Source organism: Ectothiorhodospira sp. PHS-1 (genome assembly GCF_000225005.1).
GTDB lineage: Bacteria > Pseudomonadota > Gammaproteobacteria > Ectothiorhodospirales > Ectothiorhodospiraceae > Ectothiorhodospira.
The window spans coordinates 79,969-104,715 of sequence record NZ_AGBG01000009.1 but is presented as its reverse complement, the minus strand read 5'-3'; the positions used below and the strand labels follow the sequence as shown (position 1 = coordinate 104,715).

17 protein-coding genes, 1 other RNA gene and 1 pseudogene are annotated in these 24,747 nt (G+C 62.5%); 10 read left to right on the top strand and 9 right to left on the bottom strand.

Annotated elements, in window-relative coordinates; translation table 11 throughout:
- Positions 1–9 precede the first annotated feature (9 nt).
- The 9 genes from ECTPHS_RS05905 to ECTPHS_RS05860 all read left to right on the top strand — a co-directional run bounded on the left by ECTPHS_RS05905 (position 10) and on the right by ECTPHS_RS05860 (position 13,985).
- Positions 10–828 carry an NYN domain-containing protein gene (locus ECTPHS_RS05905; RefSeq protein ID WP_008931785.1) on the top strand — a complete coding sequence of 273 codons (819 nt, stop codon included), beginning with the start codon at positions 10–12 and terminating at the stop codon, positions 826–828.
- On the top strand, positions 825–3,764 hold the full coding sequence (locus ECTPHS_RS05900; protein WP_008931784.1) for a type I restriction endonuclease subunit R: 2,940 nt from the start codon (positions 825–827) through the stop codon (positions 3,762–3,764). Before ECTPHS_RS05905 ends, ECTPHS_RS05900 begins: the two co-directional genes overlap by 4 nt.
- Positions 3,761–4,156 carry a M48 family metallopeptidase gene (locus tag ECTPHS_RS05895; protein WP_246828321.1) on the top strand — a complete coding sequence of 132 codons (396 nt, stop codon included), beginning with the start codon at positions 3,761–3,763 and terminating at the stop codon, positions 4,154–4,156. Before ECTPHS_RS05900 ends, ECTPHS_RS05895 begins: the two co-directional genes overlap by 4 nt.
- Before the next feature lie 976 nt (positions 4,157–5,132).
- Positions 5,133–5,447 (top strand): hypothetical protein, encoded by a 315-nt coding sequence (locus ECTPHS_RS05885; RefSeq protein ID WP_008931781.1) that lies wholly within the window; start codon positions 5,133–5,135, stop codon positions 5,445–5,447.
- Between the two features lie 23 nt (positions 5,448–5,470).
- Complete coding sequence (locus tag ECTPHS_RS05880) at positions 5,471–6,187, top strand: DUF4391 domain-containing protein (RefSeq protein ID WP_210386894.1); 717 nt, start codon at positions 5,471–5,473, stop codon at positions 6,185–6,187.
- Positions 6,180–8,096: a site-specific DNA-methyltransferase gene (locus ECTPHS_RS05875; protein WP_008931779.1), complete on the top strand. Its 1,917-nt coding sequence runs from the start codon at positions 6,180–6,182 to the stop codon at positions 8,094–8,096. Before ECTPHS_RS05880 ends, ECTPHS_RS05875 begins: the two co-directional genes overlap by 8 nt.
- Positions 8,097–8,107: 11 nt before the next feature.
- On the top strand, positions 8,108–9,766 hold the full coding sequence (locus tag ECTPHS_RS05870) for an RNA-binding domain-containing protein (RefSeq protein WP_008931778.1): 1,659 nt from the start codon (positions 8,108–8,110) through the stop codon (positions 9,764–9,766).
- Positions 9,767–9,863: 97 nt separating this feature from the next.
- A complete protein-coding gene (locus ECTPHS_RS05865) occupies positions 9,864–12,965 on the top strand; it encodes a type III restriction-modification system endonuclease (protein ID WP_008931777.1) in 3,102 nt (1,033 codons plus the stop codon).
- 12 nt (positions 12,966–12,977) lie between these two features.
- Positions 12,978–13,985, top strand: coding sequence for an Abi family protein (locus ECTPHS_RS05860; RefSeq protein WP_008931776.1), 1,008 nt, complete (start codon positions 12,978–12,980; stop codon positions 13,983–13,985).
- A gap of 794 nt (positions 13,986–14,779) precedes the next feature.
- Here ECTPHS_RS05860 and ECTPHS_RS05855 read toward each other — a convergent pair.
- The 6 genes and pseudogenes from ECTPHS_RS05855 to ECTPHS_RS05840 all read right to left on the bottom strand — a co-directional run bounded on the left by ECTPHS_RS05855 (position 14,780) and on the right by ECTPHS_RS05840 (position 19,607).
- Positions 14,780–15,691 carry a tyrosine-type recombinase/integrase gene (locus ECTPHS_RS05855; RefSeq protein ID WP_371200081.1) on the bottom strand — a complete coding sequence of 304 codons (912 nt, stop codon included), beginning with the start codon at positions 15,689–15,691 and terminating at the stop codon, positions 14,780–14,782.
- Positions 15,692–15,745: 54 nt separating this feature from the next.
- A pseudogene (locus tag ECTPHS_RS15405) lies at positions 15,746–15,997 on the bottom strand (Arm DNA-binding domain-containing protein); the annotation flags it as partial.
- A gap of 163 nt (positions 15,998–16,160) precedes the next feature.
- Positions 16,161–16,513, bottom strand: a transfer-messenger RNA (tmRNA) gene (gene ssrA, locus ECTPHS_RS14215).
- Positions 16,514–16,568: 55 nt separating this feature from the next.
- A complete protein-coding gene (gene glcF / locus ECTPHS_RS05850; protein WP_008931773.1) occupies positions 16,569–17,792 on the bottom strand; it encodes a glycolate oxidase subunit GlcF in 1,224 nt (407 codons plus the stop codon).
- A 2-nt stretch (positions 17,793–17,794) separates the two neighbouring features.
- Positions 17,795–18,865, bottom strand: coding sequence for a glycolate oxidase subunit GlcE (glcE, locus tag ECTPHS_RS05845; protein ID WP_008931772.1), 1,071 nt, complete (start codon positions 18,863–18,865; stop codon positions 17,795–17,797).
- Positions 18,840–19,607 (bottom strand): metallophosphoesterase, encoded by a 768-nt coding sequence (locus ECTPHS_RS05840; RefSeq protein ID WP_008931771.1) that lies wholly within the window; start codon positions 19,605–19,607, stop codon positions 18,840–18,842. Before ECTPHS_RS05840 ends, glcE begins: the two co-directional genes overlap by 26 nt.
- A 109-nt stretch (positions 19,608–19,716) precedes the next feature.
- Here ECTPHS_RS05840 and ECTPHS_RS14210 point away from each other — a divergent pair, with 109 nt between their 5' ends.
- On the top strand, positions 19,717–20,358 hold the full coding sequence (locus ECTPHS_RS14210; protein ID WP_210386893.1) for a hypothetical protein: 642 nt from the start codon (positions 19,717–19,719) through the stop codon (positions 20,356–20,358).
- Here the strand turns inward: ECTPHS_RS14210 and ECTPHS_RS05830 are convergent.
- The 3 genes from ECTPHS_RS05830 to ECTPHS_RS05820 all read right to left on the bottom strand — a co-directional run bounded on the left by ECTPHS_RS05830 (position 20,242) and on the right by ECTPHS_RS05820 (position 24,701).
- On the bottom strand, positions 20,242–20,892 hold the full coding sequence (locus ECTPHS_RS05830) for a hypothetical protein (RefSeq protein WP_008931769.1): 651 nt from the start codon (positions 20,890–20,892) through the stop codon (positions 20,242–20,244). The genes ECTPHS_RS14210 and ECTPHS_RS05830 overlap by 117 nt on opposite strands.
- A gap of 4 nt (positions 20,893–20,896) precedes the next feature.
- Positions 20,897–23,623, bottom strand: a complete 2,727-nt coding sequence (locus ECTPHS_RS05825) for a TRAP transporter permease (RefSeq protein WP_008931768.1) — start codon at positions 23,621–23,623, stop codon at positions 20,897–20,899.
- Positions 23,624–23,729: 106 nt separating this feature from the next.
- Positions 23,730–24,701, bottom strand: coding sequence for a TAXI family TRAP transporter solute-binding subunit (locus ECTPHS_RS05820; RefSeq protein ID WP_008931767.1), 972 nt, complete (start codon positions 24,699–24,701; stop codon positions 23,730–23,732).
- Between the last annotated feature and the right edge of the window lie 46 nt (positions 24,702–24,747).

Genomic DNA, 24,747 nt, shown 5'->3' with positions numbered 1-24,747 from the left:
ACTTCGGCTATGATCAGGCCGTCATCCGCCCCTGGCAGTAAGCCTTCCCTCACCGATTCAGGGATCGCCGAACCCCGGGGCAATTCTTTTTCCGGCAGCCGCGCCGCCGACCTGCTGCGGCACGTCACCCCCGTCGTGACGGCGGTGATGGTGGACGCCGAGTTCTTCCTCAAGCGTACCAGGCGCCTGTTCGGCGCCACGTCACCTCGCGACGCAGCCGAGAAGCTTCACAAGCTGGCGCTTGATCACCTCAACGATGCCAAAGGCCGACGCACGGCCCGCCTGTACCGCATCTTCGTCTACGACGCGCCGCCGGCAGCCTGGAAGGGGCACACGCCTCTGGCCAAGAAGTCGCTGGACCTGGCCCAGTCGCCGACGGCGCGCTGGCGGCACGAGTTTCACGAGGTGCTGCGCGGCCTGCGCAAGGTGGCGCTGCGCATGGGCGAGATCCCGACCAGCCAGGTACGCTGGCAGCTCAAGGCCGAAGTGCTGAAGGAGCTCACCAACGGCAAGCGGCGTTGGGAGGACCTCACCGACGACGATTTCCGGTTGGACCTGCGCCAGAAGGGCGTGGACATGCGCCTGGGCCTGGATATCGCTTCCCTGGCCTACAAGCAGCAGGTCAACCAGATCGTGCTGATCTCGGGCGATACGGACTTCGTGCCGGCCGCCAAGCTCGCGCGTCGCGAGGGCATCGATTTCATCCTGGACCCGATGTGGGCCACGATCCGCCCCGATCTGTACGAGCACATCGACGGCTTGCGCACGGTCTGCCCGCGGCCGGTGAAGAAGCCCGAGGGTGACGGTGCCGCGGAGGGTGCTGCATGAGCACCCTCAAAATCTCCGAGGCGGGCACGGTGCAGTTCCCGATGGTGAAGCACGCGGTGGAGATCGGCTGGACGCCGATTACGCCGGAGGATGCGCGTGTCAAGCGCGGGGGCGAGGCGGGGACGTTCTTCCGCGACGTGCTGGAGGCCAAGCTCGCCGCGTTCAACCCTTGGCTTTCGGCCGATGCGGTGCGTTCGGTGGTCGAAACCCTGGACGCGCTGCCCGCCACCATCGAGGGCAACCGGGAACTGTTGGCCTGGCTGCGTGGCGAACGCCAGTGGTACGACGAGACCGAGAAACGCCATCGCCGCGTCCAGCTCATCGACTTCGAGCACGTCGAGGCGAACGCCTTCCATGTCACCTGGGAGTGGAAGATCAAGCCGCCGGCTCGCAAGGGCAACCGCGCGGACGTGATGTTCGTCATCAATGGCGTGCCCGTGTGCATCGTCGAGCACAAGAACCCGAAAGACGGTGATGCGATCGAGCGGGGAATCAAGCAACTGCGCCGCTACGAGTTGGAGACGCCGGAGCTGCTGGCGGCACCGCAGCTCTTCAACGTGACCCACCTGCTCGATTACTGGTACGGCGTGACCTGGAACGTGAGCCGGCGTGACATGGCGCGCTGGAAGCAGATGCCGGAGGAGAGCTACCGCTTCGCCGTGCAGTCGTTTTTCGAGCGCACCGATTTCCTGCGCACGCTGGAGCACTGGATCCTGTTCTACGTGCAGGACGGCGAGACGCGCAAGTCCGTCCTGCGCCAGCACCAGCGGCGCGCCATCGACGCCATCCTCGGCCGCTGCCTGGACCCCGCCAAGACCCGCGGGCTGATCTGGCACACCCAGGGCTCGGGCAAGACCTTCACGCTGCTGACGGCGGCGCGCCAGATCCTGGAAGATAAGGCCCGTTTTACGAACGCGACGGTCATCCTGGTCGTGGACCGGACGGAGCTGGAAGGTCAACTCAAGGGCTGGGTCGAGCGCCTGCTCGGCGAGATGCAGCAACAGGACATCGCAGTGAGAAGGGCCAACAACAAGGCCGAGCTCCAGGCGTTGCTGGATGCCGACTTCCGCGGGTTGATCATCTCAATGATCCACAAGTTCGAGGCCATCCGCAAAGACAGCTGCCTGCGTGACAACGTCTACGTCTTCATCGACGAGGCGCACCGCTCGGTGGCCAAGGACCTGGGCACCTACCTGATGGCGGCCGTGCCCAAGGCCACCATCATCGGCTTCACCGGCACGCCGATCGCCCGCACCTCCCAGGGGGAGGGCACGTTCAAGATCTTCGGCGCCCAGGACGAGTTGGGCTACCTCGACAAGTACTCGATCGCGGAGTCCATCGCCGACGAGACCACGTTGCCCATCAAGCACGTGATGGCGCCGTCCACGATGACGGTGCCGGCGGATCGCCTCGACAAGGAGTTCTTCGCGCTCGCCGACAGCGAAGGGGTCACCGACGTCGAGGAACTCAACAAGGTGCTGGACCGTGCGGTGGGGCTGCGGACCTTCCTGACGGCCGACGACCGCATCGAGAAGGTGGCCGCCTTCGTTGCGGAGCACTTCAAGGAGAGCGTCCTGCCCCTGGGTTACAAGGCCTTCCTCGTCGCGGTCAACCGCGAGGCCTGTGCCAAGTACAAGAAGGCGCTGGACGAGCTGCTGCCGCCGGAGTGGTCGGTGCCCGTCTACACGGAGAACGCGGCCGACGCCATCGATCGCCCCCTGGTGGCGGAGCTCCAGCTCTCCCCCGAGCGGGAAGAGGACGTCCGGCTGCTGTTCAAGAAGCCCGCCGAGGCCCCCAAGATCCTCATCGTCACCGACAAGCTGCTCACCGGCTACGACGCCCCGCTGCTCTACTGTCTGTACCTCGACAAGCCGATGCGCGACCACGTGCTGCTGCAGTCGATCGCGCGCGTCAACCGCCCCTACGTCGATGCCAACGGGGTGCAGAAGCGGGTCGGCCTGGTGGTGGACTTCGTCGGCGTGCTGCGCGAGCTCAAGAAGGCCCTGCAGTTCGATTCCAGCGACGTGAGCGGGGTGATTGAGGACCTCGACGTCCTGCTCCAGGACTTCCAACAGAAGATCGCCCAGGCCGAGACGGATTACCTCGACGCCGGCGAGGGCGGCAGCGCCGACGAGCGTCTGGAACGACTCGTCTATGGCCGCTTTCTCGCGCCTGAGGCCCGGAAGGCCTTCTTCGAGGCGTACAAGGAGATCGAGGCGCTGTGGGAGATCCTCTCCCCATCGCCCGAACTGCGCGACCACATAGCGACCTACAAACACCTGAGCCAGCTCTACGCGGCAGTCCGCAACGCCTACGCCGACAAAGTGGGCTTCGTGGCCGACCTCGCCTACAAGACCCGGCGGCTGATCGAAGGCAGCGCGACACAGGAGGGGTTGGGGCGGCTGACCAAGAGCGTTACCTTCGACGTCAAGACGCTGGAATCGTTGCGGGGCGAGAAGGGATCCGACGAAGGCAAAGTGTTCAACCTCGTACGCGGTCTACAACAGGAGATCGACGAGGACCCCGCTACCGCTCCGGTGCTGCAGCCGTTGAAGGATCGTGCGGAACGCATCCTGAAGGACCTCGAGGAGCGCAAGACCACCGGCCTGGCCGCGATGGACCTGCTGGCCCAACTCGCGGCCGAGAAAGAGGCGGCGCTCAAGACGGCCCGTGAGAGCGGCCTGGCGGCACGCGCCTTTGCGATCTATTGGACGTTGCGCGGCGATGCCGCGTTGCAAGGGGCCGGCATCGATGCCATGGAAATCGCCAGGGAGGCCGAGGCTTTGCTCGGACGCTTCCCGAACGCGGCAGTCAATCCCGACGAGCAACGTCGCTTCCGTGCTGCCCTCTACAAGCCGCTCCTCGCGCTCTCCCAGGACGAGCGCGCCCGCGTCGTCGACCTGGTGGTCAAGTTGCTGCTGATGGAGGGTGAATGATGAAGGCTGGTGGTGCAGCGTATCGCGACTCCCGAGCGAGAAGGCGTACAGGGCCCGGAAAAGGCGCGCTCTATCCGGCTCAGGAGCTCAAGCGCCGCGCCATGGCCTGGGCGGTGACGCTGCGTGTCAACCCGAAGGTGATCCGGGTGCAGGAGATGCGCAGGAAGTGGGGATCATGCTCCTCTGCGGGTACCGTCACCCTCGCATCCGATCTCGTCGAGCAGGAAGAGCGGTTCCAGGATTACGTCATCGTCCATGAACTGCTGCACCTCCGTTTCTCGACGCACGGCAGGATGTTCAAGGCGCTGATGAGCGCGCATGTGCCGGGGTGGCGTGAATTCGAAATGTTGCGGCACGCGGGCAAGATGAATGCTCCGCAGGTTAGGGTTTGATCAATGGCTATCTCGCTACCAAAGAAGAAACTTTCCAAGTCTAAGCTCTCGATGTACCTGCGCACGCAGTGCGACCGGGAGCTTTATCTGTCTTTGTTCAATGCTACTGCCCCCGACATGGCGGCGGCAGGCCTGCCAGCACCACTGAAGTCCAGGCCGAACGTGCAGCTCGTAACTGCCGCGGGCAACGATTTCGAGAACGCTCAATTCCAGATGCTTGTCGCCCGCTTGGGGAGCCATGTTTGTCATGCCCCGAGCTTCAAAGACATTGATCTGCTAACTGAGTTGCCTTCAATCACACCTCCGACGTTATGCATCCAGCCCGCGGTAGAGCCGGAGGACTTCAGAGCGCAGCTCTTGACTAACCTGGGTGTTTCCGCTGCAGATCAGGCTTTCGTGCCCCTTCTGTCTGGCATGCGTCCTGACATTGTGCTCGTGGATCACCCGATGGTGGGTGACTGGGAAGTCCTCTGCGATGGGGGGCGGAAGCGGATTGCGCCTGGCGAGAACCGGTTGGCGTTGTCCATCATTGACTTGAAGAATGTCGCCGAAGGAAACGCTAGCTACGCGGCGGAGGTCTGTCTATACGCTGTGGTCTTGTCCAACTGGCTCGAGCACAACGGCCTGAAAGACAAGTACTACGTATCCGAGAAAACCTACCTCTGGACGACACCGTTTCTCAGTGAGTTCGAGGCGATGTTCAAGGCTGGGCCAACGACGCCAAAGCCGGTGCTTATAGCTGCCCTTATGAGGGATCTCGGGCGAGAGGCAGTCGACTTCCTGCAGTTTGTGCCCAGCGTAAAGAAATTCTTTGCCCAAGACGTGCCGCGCGTGGTCCAGCGTGGCGACACGCTTGGCTGGCAGGCCGTAGACATCCACGTCGGCAGCCGCTGCAACGCGTGCGACTGGCTCGGTAACCGCGACTGGCTCTCGCCTGCGGACCAGAAGTTCTACGACGCCAATCCCAGTCACTATTGTGTTCCGGCGGCGAAGTCTTCCGGCCACCTGGGTCAAGCCCCTGCTGGATCTGGCCCGTGCCGCTTGCCGGGGCCGTGCCGAACCTATCGGAGCGGCCTACCGGCCCTTCAACCAGCGCACGGACGACGGCCGCGACATGGGCTTCTATTCCGACCTGCTGGACCAGGCCATTCGCAGCATCATCCAGGTGCAGGACGAAAAGGACCTGGACAGCCTCTTCACCGGCTCGCGCACCAGTGCGCTCACCAACCCCATTTCCGGGCTGGATGACTTCGAGTTGATGTCGTTTATCGTCGTGCAGGGGGTCCAGTGAGTACGCCGGTCACCCATCCTGCCTTGTTCGACTATCCCGCCCGCGCGGCCGTGGGCCGTGCGGTGCCCAAGACCCGCATCTACGCCGCCGGCCAGCCCGGCCGCCGGGTGCGGGACAAAATCGCCCAGCAGGTCGCCAGAATCGACTGGCAGTACAAGCTGGCGCCGGAAACCCTGAATCTAAAGGCCAGCCGGGCCGTGCCGGAAATTCAGGTATTCACGCTTCCGCTGAAACCCGGCGGCGTGACCGAGGAACTCCCGGACGATATCCTGCGCTGCATCGACCGCGCCATTGGCTTTCCGTTAATCTTCGAGCTGACCGCCAGCCGAGCGGATGGCGCGGCGCGCGATCAGGTCCGCGTGGCCGCCACCTACAAGCGGCCCAACGAGGCGGAAGCCGGAAAATGGGTGATGGGCGAATACTTCGCCACCGACTGGCTGCCGGCCGATGCGTCGCGAGCGCCGCTGCCCGTAGCCCTAGACCTGGCTCGGCTCTACGAACAGATGCTGCGGCAACTGATCCCGTTGCCAGCACGCGAAGGCGAGTCCATCGAGGCGCTGGCCGACCGGCAGCGCCAGCTCGCCATCAAGCAGCGCGAATGCCGCCGGCTCGAAACCCGGCTCCATCGTGAAAAACAATTCAACCGCAAGATCGAGCTCAACCGCCAGCTTCGGAAGCTGAAGGCCGAGCTCGACACCTTGTCCAAACCTACACCGGAAAGTCAGAGGCAACATGACTGAAGAACAGAAAATCAACAAGCTGAAGATGCATAGCCCCGACCTGAGTCAGGACAACATTGCCAAGATTCGCGAGCTGTTCCCCGGTTGTGTGACCGAGGCGCGGGACGAGGCGACGGGTAAGCTTCGCCTGGCGGTGGATTTCGATCAGCTCCGGCAGGAGTTGAGCGACCATATCGTAGAGGGGCCGCAGGAGAGGTATCGGTTGGATTGGCCGGGGAAGCGCGAAGCACTGGCGCTCGCCAATACACCAGTTGCCAAGACCCTGCGTCCATCTCGTAATGAAAGTGTGGCGTTCGATACTACACAGAACCTATTTATCGAAGGCGATAACCTGGAAGTGCTGAAGCTCCTGCAGGAGACATATTTGGGGCAAGTGAAGCTGATCTACATCGATCCCCCCTACAACACAGGCAATGAATTTATTTATGTAGACGACTTCTCAACTAAAGCCGAAGAATATCTTCTTCAGTCCAGTCAGGCCGATGCCGAGGGAAATCGATTAGTCGCCAATCGGCTCACGAATGGACGCTATCATTCTGACTGGTTGAATATGCTGTATCCGCGCCTCAAGCTTGCACGCAACCTGCTTGCAAATGATGGCCTGATTTTTATTTCAATCGATGACCATGAGCTTCATAATTTGCAAAAGATTGGCATTGAAGTATTTGGAGAGGATAATTTTGTTGGTCTAATTACGCGCGCCACTGGAACGCCTACCGGCGGAGGATTTGATGGCCTAACTAATATGGTAGATTACATAGTTGTTTTTCGTCGGAGTCCCGAAGCTGTACTGAACGGCCTTGAGTTTCAGGAAGAAGATGCCGCGATTTACAACGAAGAGGATGAGAGAGGTAGGTACCTTACCCGCTCCTTGCGAAGAACGGGCGGAGAAGATCGTCGTGAAGATAGGCCTAGCATGTACTATGGCGTGGAGGCCCCGGATGGCACCTTAGTGTACCCGATCGGCCCTGGGGGATACGAAAGTCGGTGGATTTGTGGAAGAGATCGCTTCGATGAGATGGAACGCAATGGACTTGTTCAATGGAAGAAAATCGATAGAGATAATGGGCCTGAGTGGCATCCATACCAGAAGTTCTACCTAGAGGGGAGGCAGAAGCGGCCCTCAAATCTCTGGACGGGAGTTGAAGGTAATAAGAAAGGCACACGTCAAATAAGAGAGTGTTTTGACGGAGAAAAAGTGTTTGATTCCCCCAAGCCTGTTGGATTGCTTCAGAGAATTGTTCAGATTGCGACAAACAAAGACTCGCTCGTGATGGATTTCTTCTCCGGCTCGGCAACTACGGCCCATGCGGTCATGTTGCAAAACAAGACTGATGGGGGATGCCGGTCCCATATCCAGATTCAGTTGCCAGAACCTACGCCGGAAGAAAGTGCAGCGCGGACTGCTGGCTACTCTACAATTGCCGATGTCGGGAAGGAGCGCATACGCCGCGCTGGAAATACGATGTTTGACGGCGAATGCCATCCCGACTGGAACCGCGATGTCGGCTTCCGGGTACTTAAGGTGGATACGTCGAACATGAAGGACGTCTTCTACCGACCTGACGAGATGAAGCAGTCCGACCTGCTCGACATGGTCGACAACGTGAAAGAGGACCGCACGGCCGAGGATCTGCTGTTCCAGGTGCTGGTCGATTGGGGCGTGGACCTGACGCTGCCCATCCGCCGCGAGACCGTGCAGGGTAAGACCGTGTTTTTCGTGGATGACAATGCCCTGGTCGCTTGCTTCGAAACTGGCGTGACCGAGGAGCTGGTGAAGGAGCTGGCCAAGCGCGAACCACTGCGCGTCGTCTTCCGCGACAACGGCTTCGTCTCGGATGCGGTGAAGATCAACGTCGAACAGATCTTCCGCCAGCTCTCGCCCACCACTGAAGTCAAAAGCCTCTGAGGAGGCGCGGAATGGACCAGTCAGCCCTGAAGGCGCTGCTTGAGGCACTGATCAACACCTGGGAAAACGAGGTGGTGGAGTTCAAGCAAGCCAGCAACGATTACGACACCAATGATATTGGCAAGTACTTCTCCGCGCTCAGCAACGAAGCCAATCTGCGCGGGCTGGAGCGTGCCTGGCTGGTCTTTGGCGTCAGCAACAAAACCCGAGAGGTGGTGGGCACCCATTACCGGGAAGAGCCGGAGCGCCTGCATGGCCTGAAGCATCAAGTGGCGCAAACTACCGAGCCCAGCGTCTCCTTCCGCAATATCCATGAGTTGCACCATGCCGGCGGGCGGGTACTACTGTTCGAGATTCCCGCAGCGCCTCGAGGCATTCCGATAGCCTGGAAGGGGCACTATCACGCCCGAGCCGGCGAAAGCCTGGTATCCCTGGGCCTGGACAAGCTCGATGAGATTCGCCAGCAGACCCTTGCACAGGACTGGAGCGCGCAACTGGTGCCGGCGGCCAGCCTGACCGACCTGGAGGAGGCGGCGCTGACCAGGGCGCGGGAGGCCTTTGCCCAGAAGTATGCCAACCGCTTCAGTGCCGAAGAGGTCATGGGCTGGCCGCTGACGACTTTCCTGGACCGGGCGGGCATCACTCAGAACGGTCAGATCACGCGGACGGCATTGTTGTTGCTTGGCAAGCCCGAGTCGGTCTGGCATCTGTCTCCGCACCCGGCACAGATGACCTGGAAGTTGGAGGGGGCCGAACGAGCCTATCACCACTTTGCGCCGCCGTTTCTGCTGGCCACTACCCAGCTGTATCAGCGCATTCGCAATATCCAGCTGCGTTTGCTGCCGCAGGATGAGCTGTTGCCCATTGAGGTTTCCAAGTACGACCAAAAGATCGTGCTGGAAGCACTGCACAACTGCATTGCCCATCAGGATTACACCCGTAATGGCCGAGTCGTGGTGATCGAGCAGCTCGACCGCTTGGTGTTCGAGAATGAGGGCAACTTCTACGACGGCACGCCGGGGGACTATCTGGAAGGCAACCGCGTACCCCGCCGCTACCGGAACCCCTTCCTGGCTCAGGCCATGGCCGAGCTGAACATGATCGACACCATGGGTTACGGCATTCATGACATGTACGCCCGCCAGGCCCGGCGTTACTTACCCATGCCGGATTACGACCTTGAGAAGCCCGGGGCGGTCAGGCTGACCATCTACGGTGGGGTAGTTGACCCGGCCTACAGCCGGTTACTGATTCAGAAAACCGACCTGCCGCTCGGGGATGTGCTTGCCCTGGACCGGGTGCAGAAAAAGCTGCCGATTCCCGATGAGGCTGTGAGCCGCCTAAAGCGTGCGGGGCTGATTGAAGGGCGTAAGCCCCGTTTCCATGTATCTGCCACAGTTGCCAAGGCGACCGGTAGCATGGCGGACTATATTCGCACCCGCGCCCAGGATGATGAGTTTTACGCCAAGCTGGTCACCGATTATCTGCAGCAGTCTGGCCAGGCCAGCCGCGCCGATATTGATAAATTGTTGATCGACAAGCTCAGCGACGTTCTGACTAATGACCAAAAAATAAATAAAATCAGCAACTTGCTAACCAAACTGAGGCGGCGGGGCCGTATACGTAATGCAGGCTCCAGAGGGCGGCCGAAATGGATGCTTGCAGAATGATTGGTGGAAAAAAAATCGCTAAATATCAGTTGGTTATCGCTTTCTGCATGGTGTCGTCTGAGCGACGCTTGCAGAAAGAACGCAGAAAGAGAGACACATGAAACTCAAGTTCAAAGTTCAGCCCTATCAGACCAATGCCGTCAACGACGTGGTCGACTGTTTCGCCGGCCAGCCCATGACCTCGGGCCTGACCTATCGCATCGACCCCGGCCGCAAGGCACAGACCAGCGTCTTCGAGGAAGGCTTCAAGAACGCCGATCTCGCGCTGACCGACGCGCAGATCCTGGAGAACATCCAGAAGGTCCAGCGGCGACAGAACTTGCCCCTCTCGCAGTCGCTGGCGGATTTCACCACCTTCAACAACTGGGGTGAGCGCGTGCCAGCCCCAGCAACCTACAAGAGGCAGGCGCTGGCAGCGACCGGCGTTCACCTTGATGTCGAGATGGAGACCGGCACGGGCAAGACCTACTGCTACATCAAGACCCTCTTCGAGATGAACAAGCGCTATGGCTGGTCGAAGTTCATCATCATCGTGCCGTCCATCGCCATCCGCGAAGGGGTCTACAAATCCTTCCAGATGACGGCCGACCACTTCACCGAAAGCTATGGCAAGAAGGCGCGGTTCTTCATCTATAACTCCAAGCGCCTGCACGAGGTCGAGAGCTTTTCCTCGGACGCCGGCATCAACGTGATGATCATGAACATCCAGGCGTTCAATGCCCGTGGCGCGGATAATCGGCGCATTTATGACGAGCTGGACGACTTCCAGTCGCGCAGGCCTATCGACGTGATTGCGGCAAACCGGCCGATCCTGATTCTGGACGAGCCACAGAAGATGGAAGGCAAGGCCACGATGGAGGCGCTGCCGAAGTTCAAGCCCCTGTTTATCCTGCGTTACTCGGCCACGCACCGCACCCAGCACAACCGGGTGCACCGGCTGGACGCACTCGACGCCTACAACCAGAAGCTGGTAAAGAAGATCGCCGTGCGCGGCATCCAAACCCGTGGGTTGGCCGGGACCAATGCCTACCTCTACCTCGAAGGCATCGACATCTCTAAGAAGGCGCCCGTAGCCCGGATAGAGATGGAAATAAAGCTGAAGTCAGGTGAGATCAAGCGCCAGCTTCGGCGGCTGAATTTCCGCGACGATCTGTTTGTGGCGTCAGGCGAGCTGGACCAGTACCAGGGGTTCACGATCAGTCAGATCGATGCGGTCAACGATACCGTCGAATTCACGAACGGCGTCGTGCTCAATGCCGGCGAGGCCATGGGCGATGTCTCCGAGCGCGATATCCGCCGGATCCAAATTCGCGAGACGGTCAAGGCGCATTTGGACAAGGAAAAGCAGCTGTTCGCTCAGGGGATCAAGGTCCTGTCGCTGTTCTTCATCGACGAGGTGGCGAAGTACCGCGACTACGAACAGGCCGACGAGAAGGGCGAATACGCCCGGGTCTTCGAGGAAGAGTACGAGCTGCTTAAGGAGGAGTACCTGTCGGAGCTGGCCATCGACAACGAACAATACCGGAAGTACCTGGCCGGGATCGAGCCGCCAAAGACCCACAACGGCTATTTCTCGATTGACAAGAAGACTAACCGGCTCAAAGACCCGAAAGTTGGGGCCCGTTCGATCGACTCCGACGATGTCGACGCCTACGACCTGATCTTGAAGGACAAGGAGCGTTTGCTGTCATTTGACGAACCGACCCGGTTCATCTTCTCCCATTCGGCGCTTCGCGAGGGCTGGGACAACCCAAACGTTTTCGTGATGTGCATGTTGAAGCACAGCGACAACACTATTTCCCGGCGCCAGGAGGTGGGTCGCGGGCTGCGCCTGAGCGTCGACCAGCACGGGGATCGCATGGACCACCCGGCCGTGGTGCACGACATCAACGTACTGACGGTGGTGGCGAGCGAAAGCTACAAGGATTTTGTCGGTGGCTTGCAAAAGGAAATTTCGGAAACTTTGTCGTCGCGCCCACGCCAGGCGACCGAAGCCTATTTTACGGGCAAGGTTATCGCCACAGACCAGGGAACACTGGAAGTGACCGCCCCGATGGCGAAGCAGATCTATCGTTATCTGGTAAAGAACGACTACACCGATGATGCCGACCAGATTGCCGAGGCCTACCATGAAGCCAAGGCCGCCGGAACGCTGGCGGAGCTACCAGATGAGCTGAAGCCCCACGCCGAGCAGGTTTTCCAACTGATCGACAGCGTCTTCAGCGACGCGCAACTGCCGAAAGTGGATGACGGGCGCAAGCCCAAGACCAATCCGCTCAATGCAAACTTCGAGAAAAAGGAATTCCAGGCGCTTTGGGCCCGGATCAACCGCAAGGCGGTGTACCGCGTCGAGTTTGATTCACCGGAACTGATCAGGAAGTGCGTCAGTGCGCTGGACAAGAGTCTGCGCGTCACGCCGTTGCAGTACACCGTACACGCCGGCATCCAGCAGGATGGATTAACAGATGAGCAGCTCCGTCGCGGCGACGGATTTGCGGTGCAAAAGACGACGACCGAGTACGGCGACTCCGTCCACTCTGTAGTGAGGTACGACCTGATCGGCAAGGTCGCGGAGAATGCCCAACTCACGAGGGCCACCACGGCAGCGATCTTCGGTCAAATCAAATCCGCGGTGTTCGAACAGTTCCGAAAGAACCCGGAGCACTTCATTTCGGAGGCGTCACGCATTATCGCCGAGCAGAAAGCGACCATGGTCATCGAGCGCCTAGCCTACGACGAAGTGGACGAGCGCTATGACGTCGACATTTTTACCGCCAACCAGACCGGGCAGGATTTTTCACGCGCCACGGCGAAGCTCAAAAACCACGTCTACGATTACGCCATCACGGACTCCGATGTGGAGCGAAAGTTTGTCAACGAGTTGGATACCAGCACCGAGGTCGTCGTTTACGCCAAGCTGCCGAGCGGTTTCCTGATTCCAACTCCAGTGGGGGACTACAATCCGGACTGGGCCATATCCTTCAAGGCCGGCAGCGTCAGGCACGTCTACTTCGTGGCCGAGACCAAGGGCACCATGTCGTCGATGAAGCTGCGTGAGATCGAGAAAACAAAAATCGAGTGCGCCCGGAAATTCTTCGATGAGATCAGTCAGAGGGTCACTGAGGATCGCGTCAAGTATGACGTCGTTACGGACTACGCGAAGTTGATGGACGTCGTTGGACTGGCGGCCAGGGACTGAGGTGATCGGAGAATGTCACGGAAGGGATACCCCAAGCCCTGGAAGAGCTACGAGGAGCAACTGGACCTGCTGATCTCCCGTGGATTGGCTGTTACGAATCGCGCCAAGGCGCTGGATTATCTGCAACGTATCGGCTACTACCGGCTCAGTGGTTACTGGTATCCGTTCCGTGAGCGCTCGGGTCCCTTTATCTTCCTTGATGAGCTGGGCCGAAAGCCAGCCAAGAAGCATCGAAACGTAGTAAAGGTCGCTCTGGACGAATTTCGCCCGGGAGCCCGTTTTGAAGACGCCGTGAAACTCTACGTCTTCGACAAGAAGCTTCGACTGCTGGCCATGGATGCGCTGGAGCGAATCGAGATTGCATTGCGCGTCGACATCTCTCACACGCTCGGTGAAATTGATCCCGTGGCCTATCTTCACCCGGAGCTATTCCATGACAGTTTTAGTCGGGATCTGAATAATGGAAAAGGGGTAACCCGGCACCATGAATGGCTAGGCAGGCACGCGCGGCTGATCAACGAATCCAAGGAAGAGTTTGTTCGTCACAACAAGACCCGATACGGCTTGCCGCTGGTCATCTGGGTGGCTTGTGAGGTCTGGGATTTCGGCACCATGTCGCGACTGTTTGCCGGAATGCGCGAGCGGGATCAGGATGCCATTTCGGCAAAGTATGGAATCCATAATGGGCGGACGTTTGCTACCTGGCTTCGAAGTTTGAACTACTTGCGCAATGTCTGTGCTCACCATAGCCGGCTGTGGAACCGGAATATAGTGGATCAGCCAAAACTGCCGCCGGCAGACGAAGTCGCTTGGGTTACACCGTTCCAGGACGATTCCCATCTCCGCGCGCGATGTTACTTGCTGTTGCGCATTGCGCGCCATCTGCTACAGGTGGTGAACCCGAGTTCAAGCTGGCCTGGGCGCGTGAAGGCGCACATGGAGACCTTTCCCGATTTAACTCACCTGGGCTTGAACTTGGCGGGAATGGGGGCTCCCGACAACTGGGAGACTGATTGGTAGCTTGATCCAGCCAATAAAAAACCCCTCAGCGATATCGCCGCCGGAGCGGTTCAACCGAAAGGGGCCGTGTTACGGACAATACTAGGGCTGTTTCGTGGAAAAATCAAGCGCGAACGCGGCGGCAGAGTTTAGCTCGGACCGCCCGTCACGCCGCTTGCATGCTTCGCCGGCAAGCGTCGTGCCGGGCTGCGCCGTGCCAGCGTCAGGGCCGCCAGACTGCCTCCGCAAGCTCCGGCAGACTGGCTCCGTGGCTCCGTTCGACGCTTGGCCCCTTCGTTACCGCCCGCGCTCCGCCACGGCGCCCTTCGCCCCCGAAACGGGGGCCAAGGGCTTGCGGCTCCGCAGCGGGCTACGCCTTGCCGGAATTGGGCACCGCCGGCTGCTTCGCAACCGGCTCGGCGGCTTCGGCCGGCCTGGGTTCCCTTCGTTGCCGCTTGCGCGGGGCCACTGGCAGGCTCGGCTGGCGCCCAGCCTGCCGCGTCCCCGCACGGCGCTGCGCTTTCCCGCCCCCAATTGTCTACGGCTTCGGTGAAGGTCTGGTGCGGCCTGCCCAGCCAGGGTCGGTGGTCGGCAATGGAACATAATGCTGGAAATTATGCGCAGCACTCCGCTTCGCTCCGTGCAGTCCGGCTTGCGCCCGCATAATTTGCATTATGTGTCAATTGCCGCCGCTTGTTTGTTCCCCCGCCCGCGCGGCGGGTCACTGCGCGTGGGGCTCCAGCCGCTGCGCGGCTTCCGCTCCCCATGCTCGCGCCCCGCTGCCCGTCCGCCCCGGAGGGGCTCCCTGAAGGCGGTCAGGCGCTGCGGTTCTTATGGAGCGGGATCACTTCCGCGCCGCTCTTGAGCGTGTCCAGGTAGTCCGCCCATGCCTGCATCATCTCGCGGCGTTCGGGCAGGTGCGCGGTGCGGTTGTAGGCGCGCCCGTTCGGGTCGCGCACGGCGTGGGCGAGCTGATGCTCGATGTAGTCGGGGCGGAAGCCGAGCACCTCGTCCAGGATGGTGCGCGCCATGGCCCGGAAGCCGTGGCCGCTCATTTCGTCCTTGCCGATGCCCATGCGGCGCAGGGCGGCCAGTACGGCGTTGTCGCTCATGGGGCGCGATGCACTACGGGCGCTCGGGAAAACATAGCGTCCGCGTCCGGTAAGCGGTTCCAGCTCACGCAGGATGGCGACGGCCTGGTGGGAAAGGGGCACGATGTGTGGGGTGTTGGTCTTGGTGACGGTGTAGCGCCACTCGGCGGCGTCCAGGTCGATGTCGGCCCATTCGGCCTTGCGCAGCTCTCCGGGGCGCACGAACACCAGCGGGGCGAGACGCAGGGCGCAGCGTACTGGGAGGGTGCCTTCGTAGCCGTCAATCGCCCGCAGCACGGCGGCGATCTTGTCGGGCTCGGTGACGGCGGCGAAATGCCGGCTCTTGACCGGCGGTAGTGCGCCGCGCAGATCGCCGGAGGGGTCGCGCTCGGCGCGGCCAGTGGCAACGGCGTAGCGGAAGACCTGGCCGCAGCAACCGAGCACGCGGTGGGCGGTTTCCAGCGCGCCCCGGTCCTCAATGCGCCGGATCACTTGCAGCAGTTGCGGGGCGGTGATGTCGGCGATGGGCTTGCCGCCGAGCCAGGGGAATACGTTCAGCTCCAGCCTGCGGATGATGGTCTCGGCATGCTTTTCGGTCCAGGAGGGCAGGTGCTTGGCGTGCCACTCGCGCGCCACCACCTCGAAGCTGTTCGCCGCCCGGTCTTCCTTGGCGGCTTTCTGCGCCTGGCGGTGCTCACTGGGGTCGATGTCGTTGGCCAGCAGCTTGCGCGCCTCGTCCCGGCGCTCGCGGGCGTCCTTCAGGGAAATATCGGGGTACACGCCGAGGGAAAGCCGCTTCTCCTTGCCCCCGTAGCGGTACTTCAGCCGCCATCACTTGCCCCCGGACGGCGCGACTTCCAGATACAGCCCGCCGCCGTCGAACAGCTTGCGGGCCTTGTCGGCGGGTTTGGCGTTGCGGATGGCGGTGTCGGTCAATGGCATGGGGGCAACTCCCTGCGGGGGCAACTCACTTGCCCCGAATGTTGCCCCCAGTTGCCCCCGGATGTCAACGAATTCCGTTGCCCCTTGCTGGACGACATGGTAAAGAAAAAGCCCGCTGTTACGCGGGCTTGAAGACTTCGTTGGATGGTGCTGGATGTTGAATTGGTGGAGGCGGCGGGAATCGAACCCGCGTCCGCAAGCCCTACGCCCTTGGTACTACATGCTTAGTTCGTCTTTTAGGTTAACGCCTTGGTCTCCGACGAACAGGATACCGCAGCGCGAGCCCGATCGGTTTTAGTGGTTAAGACCCGGGCAGGTCCGCTCCACGAGCTTGTATGCGATGACCTCTGAGTAGAACCTACAAGCAAATCCCGTCAGAGGCTGACCGGTTTTTAGGCGGCCAGAGCGTAGTTGTCGTCGTTGGCAACTATAGCGTTACAGCATTTTGACGAGGTTAGCTGTATCCTCGGCATGCACCTCAGGTTTCACGACCCACGTCGAAGCCAGGTCGCCCCCTTGAAGTAATGGACAGGTTACCCGAATGGAGGTTCCTTGTCATCCGGTGTTTTTTTCAGTGCCCTTGCAGCCCCGGGTTGTCCAGCAGCTTGATCCAGTGGACCACGGGGGTATCGGTGCTGGCCTGTAGGTGGGTCTGGCAACCGATGTTGGCGGTGGCGATGAGTTGGGGGCCATCCCGCTCCAGGTGTTCCAGCTTGCGCTGCCGCAGGGGGGCCGCCAGATCCGGCTGCAGCAGGGAGTAGGTCCCCGCCGAACCGCAGCACAGGTGACTTTCCGCCACCGGTAGCAACTGGAATCCGGCACTGCGCAGCAGGGTTTCCACCCGGCCGCCCAGCTTCAGGCCGTGCTGCAGGGAACAGGGGGGATGAAAGGCCACCGTCCGGTTGCGGCCATCCACGGCCAGACGTCGGATATCCTCCGGATTCAGAATTTCGCAAGGGTCCCGCGTCAGCTCGCTGACCCGCAGGGCCTTGTCCCTGTAGTCGGGATCTTCACGCAGCAGATGGCCGTAGTCGCGCACATGGGCGCCGCAGCCGCTGGCGGTGATCAGGATCGCTTCGGCGCCCGCTGTCAACTGAGGCCACCAGGCGTCGATATTGTGCCGGGCCCGGTCGCGGGCGGCATCCTCGGCGCTCAGATGCATGTCGATGGCGCCGCAGCATCCACCCTGGGTGGGAATCAGGCTGATGTCCAGGCGGTTGAGCAACCGGGCCAGGGCGGCGTCGATGTCCGGTTGCAGGGCCGGCTGGACGCAGCCCTGGAGCACCAGCATGCGCCGCACATGGCGTGGGGGCGGCCAGCTGCCCCGGTGGTGGCGTTCCGGGATGCGTCGACGCAGGGAGCCGGGCAGGAGCGGGCGCAGAGCCTGACCCGTACGCAGCAGGAGGCTGAACAGCATCCGGTTGGGCAGGATCTGCCGCAACAAGCGTCGTTGCAGGCGGTCGGTCCAGGGGCGCGCCACCTGCCGTTCCACCTGTTCCCGTCCGATCTCCACCAGATGCCGGTAGTCCACCCCGGAGGGGCAGGTGGTCATGCAGTTGAGGCAGGTGAGGCAGCGATCCAGATGCTGCTGGGTGCGGCGACTGGGAGGCTCGCCCTCCAGGACCTGCTTGATCAGGTAAATCCTGCCGCGGGGGCCATCCAGTTCGTCGCCGCGCAGCTGGTAGGTGGGGCAGGTGGCGTTGCAGAACCCGCAATGGACGCAGCTGCGGAGGATATGATCCGCCTCGGCTCCGCGGGTGGTCTGGGCAATGGCATCCACCAGGCGGGTCTGCATGATCAGAGCTCCGGATACAGGCGGCCCGGGTTGAGGATGCCCCGGGGATCGAAGGCCGCCTTGAGGCGACGCTGCAGGGTGAGCATGGGGGCGGGGAGGGGATGGAAGGGTTCCATGCGACCGCCGGCATGCCCCCGGAAGAGGGTGGCATGTCCGCCGCGGGCTTCGGCCAGGGTGCGGATGTCCGCGGCCGGTGCTTCACTGTAAAACCAGCGCAGGGCGCCCCCCCAGTCCACCAGGCAGGCCTCGGGGAATCCGCTCATGGGGGTGCCGGGGGGAACGCTCACGCGCCACAGGGGGGCGCCGCCATGAAAGAAGGAGTGGGTCTGTTCCCGTATGCCGTGCCAGAAATCGTCGGCGCCCTCCATCACTTCCCCACCGATCAGTTCAGCGGCCTGTTCCACGCCCTGGCGGGCACCGCACAGGCGGATATGGAGGGTGTCATCCACATGGCAGGCGGCGGAGAGGGGCAGGGGGCGCAAGCCCCATTCCTGCAGGGATTCCAGGGCGCGGGAGGCGCTGGCGGCCTGGATCAGGGTGAGCGTGAAGGCCGGTCGGGGCAGCACCTTGACGGAGATGTCCAGCAGGATGCCCAGGGTGCCCTGGGCCCCGGCCATCAGTCGGGACACGTCATAGCCGGCGACATTCTTCATCACTTGACCGCCGAAGCGCAGCACTTCGCCTTGCCCGTTGAGCATGCGCACCCCCAGGACGGCATCGCGCACGGCACCGGCATAGGGGCGGCGGGGGCCGGAGAGACCGGTGGCGATGGTGCCGCCGAAGGTGGCCCGGGGGCCGAAGGCCGGCGGCTCGAAGGGCAGCATCTGACCATGCCCGGCCAGGCGCGTCCGGATCTCGTCAAGGGGGGTACCGGCTCGGGCGGTGAGGACCAGTTCCCCCGGTTCATGGTCGATGATGCCGCGATGGCCGCCGATCTCCAGCGGCGCGGCATTGACCGGGCGACCGTAGAAGCCTTTGCTGCCGCCGCCGCGGATGTCCACCGGACTGCCGTCGGCATGGGCCTGGCGTAGTCGCGTCTGTAGTGCTTCAGTCTGATCCTGATCGGTCGTCATCCCCGTTTTTATCCTTTCTGCGGGCGGTGTTCAGGGTGGTCAGGTTTCGCCGCGGGTGGATCTGCAGGATGCTGAGCTTGGCGTCCCGAGATTGATGGCCGTAGGTGGCCCCCGTATCCAGATAATAGATGTTGCCGCAAAGGCGTGCCTCCGGGATGGGGGTATGGCCGAAGATCACCAGGTCGATGCCCGGCACCGAGGGGATCGTCTCGCCCTTGAGGAGTCGATTGATGCGTTTTCTGGACCACAGGGCGTAGTCCCGCAGCTTCTGTTCGTCTTCCAGGCGTTGGCTGAAGCGTTGCCAGGGCATGTCCGGCGGGATGTCGGCATGCACGATGCCGACCAAGCCCTGATCGGTGTCCACTTCGATGGCGAAGGGGAGTTGTTGCAGGGTCTGCTGGAAGCGCTCCTGCTGTTCCCGGGAGATGGAGACCCACCATTCGCCGCCATTGAGGCTCAGCCAACTGCAGGCCAGGTCCTTGTCGACGGCGGAATCCAGCAGCAGTTGTTCATGATTGCCCTGAACCGCGTGGAACCAGGGCGCGGCGAGGAATTCCAGGGCCCGGTGGGACTCGGGTCCGCGATCGATCAGGTCGCCCACGGAGATCATGCGGTCCCGGTCCGGCTCGAAGCGGAGATTGTCCAGGGCCTGTTCCAGGGCCGAGAACATGCCATGCAGGTCGCCCACCACGAAATCCCGGCCGCGGGTATTTTTTTCCAGTCGCAAAAAGGCGTTGCTCATGTCCTTGAAAACCCGTTCCAGTGGCCGGGCAGGCCCAACGCGGGGTTGGTGCCTCCGGGTACGCAGGTTATGATGATCAACCCTGTCCTGGCTCTCGCCAAGTTTCTTTATGCCAGATCCTTTCTCTCATAGCACGCTTCCCTGTTTTCTGGATTTCGAGGCGTCATCGCTCAGCGAACAGAGCTACCCGATCCAGGTGGCCTGGTCCGATGGCGTGGGACAGGTGGAGTGCTGGCTGATCCGTCCCGCCGAGGAGTGGAGTGACTGGTGCGAGAGGGCGGAGGAGATGCACGGCATCACCCGTGAATCCATCGAGGACGAGGGTCGGGACATCGACTGGGTATGCCGGCGCATGAATCAGGCCCTGGCCGGCAAGGTGGTCTTTACCGACGGAGTCCATCTGGACCGTTTCTGGCTGCGACGCCTGTTCGTCAGCGGCAACGCCATGCCCCGTTTTCGGCTGGGGGACCTGTTCAAGCTGCTGGAGCCCCGGTTGCCGCCCCCGGAATACCGACCGCCGGATCTGCTGCGCAACCTGATGGACAAGGCCTGGAAGCTGACACCGGGCTTTGCCCATCAGGCGGATAGCGACGTCAAATACATGCTGAATCTGTGGCGGCTGGTGCGCCATGGGTCAAAATTGCCGGGAGAACCAGATGCCGGCGCCGCGACGTCCGCCGGACTCCGCCTGGAGGGTCACCCGTCCGGTGGCATCCACGAACACGTCCAGGGCGGCGGTGGCGGTTACTGATTCCTCCTCGTGCAAGGTGGCGCTACGCCGGATGTCGCCCCGGGCGGTTTCATCGCCATCCACCCGGGCATAGTCCACGCCCAGGCGCAGCTGCAGTGGATCGAACCGGAACGCGGATTCCAGGCCCGCTCCCCACTCATTCCAGACCAGACGGGTGCTTTGCCTGGCGTCGTTCGCGTCCGCCTCGTGGTAGGTGAAGCGGCCCAGGGCGCTGAGGGTGGCCGGGCCGGCCTGCAGCATTCGCCAGCGTCCCGAAGTGCCCAGATACCAGCCGGTGAGATCCATGCCCCGGGTGCTGGGGCTGCCGCTCTGGGTCAGGCTCAGATAACCGCCGTGGAGCCCCATCCAGAACCCATCCAGAAATTGTTCGTGCAGGCGCAGACCCAGCCGGTTCATGCGGGTTTCCACCGTGTCGCCCTCTATTTTCCAGTCACTGATCTGCCGCTGCAGATAGACTTCCAGTTCCGGTCCGCCGGTCTGCGCCGGCAGGCTCAGGGGCAGGGCCAGCAGGGCAATGAACAGGATCGGACGCATCGGATCACCTCGGGGTGGACATTGGGTCGGCAGGATCCCGACGGCGATGCTGCCGCCAGGCGATCAGGCCCAGCAGGGCCAGGGCGGGCAGGTAGAACCATTCGGGAGCCGGCTGGCTGGCGGGTACCATCACTTCGGTGATCTGCCAGCCGGGTTCCAGTCCCAGGCGTTCCGCCGGGCTGCCGAAGGCGACGAAACTGATACTCACTTGATCACCGAAGGCCATGATGCCCAGGCCGGCCTGGCGCAGGCGCTGGGTTGCCGGGGCCGGTTCGCCCAGCGGCAGCATCACGGCCCGGGTCACTTCCCGACCGTCCAGATCCATGCCTTCCACCCGTAGCCGCAGTTGTCCCCCGCCCGCGGTGGCCTCGGCCACCGCCTGGATCTCGGCGGCGGGCAGGTGGTCATAGCGGGGGTGGATGCGATCCATGAGCAGGTTGGGGGCGAACATCACCAGGGCCGCTGCCAGCAGGAGTACGGATTCGTGCAAGCGGCTGCGGGTCAGGAACCAGCCCTGGGTGGCGGCGGCAAACATCAGGATGCCGATGAGCGCGCCCATGAAGGTGATCAGAAGCTGCCAGAGACTGTCCACGCCGATGAGCAGGAGTTGGGTGTTGAACACGAACAAAAAGGGCAGGGTCACGGTCCGCAGGCTGTAGATGAAGGCCTGCACCCCGGTACGGATCGGGTCGGCGCGGGAGACCGCGGCGGCGGCGAAGGAGGCCAGGCCCACCGGCGGGGTGACGTCGGCCATGATGCCGAAATAGAACACAAACAGGTGGGCGGCGATCAGCGGGATCAGCAGGCCGTGCATGGAGCCCAGTTCCACGATCACCGGGGCCATCAGGGTGGCGACGATGATGTAATTGGCGGTGGTGGGCAGACCCAGGCCCAGCACCAGGCAGATGACGGCGGTGAGCAGCAGCATGAGCATCAGGTTGCCGCCGGAAAGGAATTCCACCAGGTCGGTCATGGCCAGGCCGATGCCGGTCATGGCCACGGTGCCGACGATGATCCCGGCGGCGGCGGTGGCCACGCCGATGCCCACCATGTTGCGGGCGCCCTGCACCATGCCGTCGGCCAGATCCTTGAAACCCCGTAGCAAGGCATTCTCCTGTCGGTGCCCGAACAGCACCATCAGCGGCCGCTGGGTCACCATGATGAAGATCATGAATACCACCGCCCAGAACGCCGACAGGCCGGGGGAGAGCCGTTCCACCACCAGACACCACACCAGCACCACCACCGGCAGCAGGTAGTGCAGTCCCGCCTGCAGGGTGGGTCCGGGATCCGGCAGTTCCAGATGTCCCTCGTCCACCATGGGGGGCTCCGGTACCCGGCAGGCGATCCAGAGCAGACCCAGGTAGGCGGCCATCACCAGCGTGCCGATCACCCATGTGGAAGCGTCGCCGGTCACGGTCTTGATCCAGCCCAGGCCGTAGTAGGTGACGCCAGCCAGGATGAACAGCCCCGAGACGGTCAGGCCGAAACCGAGCAGGCGGCGCTGCCAGGTGCTTTCATGGCGCCTGGGCAGTCCTTCCATGCCGGCCTTCATGGCTTCCAGGTGAACGATGTAGAACAGGGCGATGTAGGCGATCACCGCCGGCAGGAAGGCGTGCTTGACCACCTCCACGTAGGGGATGCCCACGTATTCCACCATGAGAAAGGCGGCGGCCCCCATGACCGGCGGCATGAGCTGTCCGTTGACCGAACTGCTCACTTCCACCGCCCCGGCCTTGTGGGCGGGGAAGCCCACCCGTTTCATGAGGGGCACGGTGAAGGTGCCGGTGGTGACCACGTTGGCGATGGAAGAACCGGACACCACGCCGGTCATGCCGGAGGCCACCACGGCGGCCTTGGCCGGGCCACCCCGCAGGTGGCCCAGCAGGGCGAAGGCCACGCGAATGAAATAGCCGCCGGCACCGGCTTTTTCCAGCAGGGCACCGAACAGCACAAACAGGAAGACGAAGCTGGTGGAGACCCCCAGGGCAATGCCGAAGACGCCTTCGTTGGAAAGCCATTGCTGGGACATGGCGCGGGCGAAGGACGCCCCCCGGTGGGCGATCATGTCGGGCATCCAGGGGCCGGCGAAGGTGTAGAGCAGGAATACCAGGGCAATGATCATCAGGGCCGGCCCCAGCACCCGGCGGGTGGCTTCCAGCAGCAAAGCCATGCCGCAGCCGGCGATGGCCAGGTCCAGGGGAGTGGGTGCGCCGGGGCGCTGTGCCAGTTCCTGGTGGAACAGGAACAGGTAGGCGGCGCAGAAGGCGGCAATGCCCCCCAGCAGCCAGTCGGCCACCGGCACGCGCTCGGCCGGGGCGGGGCGCAGGGACGGCCAGGCGGCCAGCAGGACGGCGCCGCCGGTGGCGGCGAAGACCCAGGCCCTGGGGATGTCCTGGATGAACTGGTACAGGGCCAGGCCGAACAGGCCGGCGGCCAGCAGCAGGAAGAAGATGCCCGCCAGGGGGCGATGCCTGGCCATGGGGCTGACGGCGGGGAAGGCGATGAAGGCGAGGAAGACGGCGAAGGCCAGGTGGATGGACCGGGCCTGGGTTTCGGAGACGACGAAAACGTCGAACCAGAAGGGCAGGGGAGAGGCGATCCAGATCTGGAACAGCGACCAGGCCAGGGCGGTGACATAGAGCAGCGCCCGGACCGGTGGTCCGGGTTTGCGACCGCCGGTTTCCACCTGACCGGCCAGGTCGATGCTGGAAGTGTCCGGGTTGTTCACGGGTATTTTGTCCGGTCAGCGCCTGAAATAGCCCCCCTCCCCTTGCGGGAGAGGGGTTGGGGTGAGGGGAGCGTCTTGGCGGGGAGAAGGGGGGATAGGGAAGGTCTCAGTCCATCAGCCCCGCTTCCCGGTAATACCGCCTGGCCCCCTCATGCAGCGGCGCCGACAGGCCCTGACTCACCATGGCCTCTTTCTCCAGTACGCCGAAGGCCGGGTGCATGCCCTTGAAGGTGTCGAAGTTTTCAAACACCGCCCGGGTTACGCTGTAGATGGCAGACTCCGAACTGCGGGTGGAGGAGACCAGGGTGGCGCCCACGCCGAAGGTCTCCACGTCTTCGTCCTGCCCCGGATACATCCCCGCCGGGATGGTGGCGCTGAAGTAGTAGGGGGTGTCCTCCACCAGACGATCAATCACCTCGCCACTGACCGGCACCAGGCGTGCGTTGCAGGTGACGATGGGCTCCTGGATGGCCGCCGACGGGTGACCCACCGTGAACAGCACCACGTCGATCCGGTTGTCGCACAAGGCCTGTCCCTGCTCCCGGGACGGCAATTCCGAGGCGAGGGCGAAATCCTGCATCGTCCAGCCGTAATGCTGCATCAGCATTTCCACCGTGCCCCGCTGCCCGGACCCCGGATTACCCACATTGACCCGCTTGCCCTTGATGTCTTCGAAATGCCGGATATCGCTGTCCGCCCGCACCAGCACCGTGAATGGCTCCGGGTGCAGGGACATGACGGCCCGCAGGCTCTCGTCCGGCCCGGCTTCCTCGAAACGCTCGGAACCATGATAGGCATGGTACTGCCAGTCCGACTGCACCACCCCAAGGTCCATCTCGCCGGCACGGATGGAGTTGAGGTTGAACACCGAACCACCGGTGCTCTGGGCTCGGCAGCGCAGGCCATGGCTGTCCTGGTCCCGGTTGACCAGCCGGCAGATGTGCTGGCCGGTGGGATAATAGACACCGGTGACGCCGCCGGTGCCGATGGTGATGAAACGCTGGTCGGCTGCGGCGGGCAGGGCCGCCAGGCCGGCCAGTACCGCGGTCAAGGCCATTCCTGTCATGTGCTTGCGCATGGGTTTTTCTCCTGAAGGCAGCTGTGAACCTGACTCCTGTTCATGT